Source organism: Bacillus sp. mrc49 (genome assembly GCF_002803435.1).
Genome location: NZ_PHNG01000617.1, coordinates 1 through 824 on the forward strand (window position 1 = coordinate 1; position 824 = coordinate 824).

An 824-nucleotide genomic window follows, 5' to 3' on the forward strand; every position below is an offset into this window, starting at 1 on the left:
GTTGGGAGATAAGTAAAATGCCCCATCCCGTGTTAGCCTTGTATTGACCCCTTTACCGTCCTGAACGCTCACAGTGAAGAATTGGTCTTCCTTGGTCAATGCAGCATCAAGGTTACGGTCGGTCGTTTTTATCGCTCCCTGTGAAAGCACCAATTGGGATTGGCTCAGCATCGCGCCTGTTCCCTGCCGAAGGCCCGGGGTTGTCAGCCTGCCTTTTTCCTTGGACTCATTCGGTTGATTATCGAAGCTCTGTGTCAATAAGTCATTGAAGCTCGTTTGGGTCTTTTTGTAGGCAGTCGTATCAACATTGGCGATATTATTGCTTATTTGATCGATTTTGCTTTGAAGCTGGTTCAGCGTATTTGCCGCTGTCATCATGGTCCGATTCATGAATATTCCCCTTACATGGTCAAATTTCCAGTGGCGTTTTTCTTCCTATGTTCACTTAAAGCCGGCCAACTTCATTGACCGCTTTATCCAAGCTTTTATCATAGGCTTGAAGGACCTTCTGACTGGATTCAAATGAGCGATATGCGGACATCATTTCCGTCATCGTCCTCGATTGATCGACATTTGAGCCCTCCAGGAAGCCTTGCTTGGTAGAAAATCCGCCATCTACGGCCGCATATGCGCTAGGTAATCCCTCATCATCCACAGCCTTATACAGGCCTTCCCCATCCTTCATCAGCTGTGAAGATGGATCATCTGAATAACCGATTCCCAGTCGTGCGGTTTGAACATTCCCCTCTAAAATGACACCGTCATCCGTAACGGTGAAACGGTCGCTCTCAAGCTTGATCCGTTCCTTATTTTCATTCAGGACA

Annotated in this window: 2 protein-coding genes; both read right to left on the reverse strand. The window is 47.2% G+C overall.

What is annotated here, in order from left to right; all coding sequences use genetic code 11:
- Positions 1-390: flagellar hook-basal body complex protein (locus CVN76_RS06425; RefSeq protein ID WP_157805571.1), on the reverse strand; the 390-nt coding region annotated here is incomplete at its 3' end.
- A gap of 55 nt (positions 391-445) precedes the next feature.
- The coding region (locus CVN76_RS06430; protein WP_332850614.1) for a flagellar basal body rod C-terminal domain-containing protein at positions 446-824 on the reverse strand (379 nt) is incomplete at its 5' end.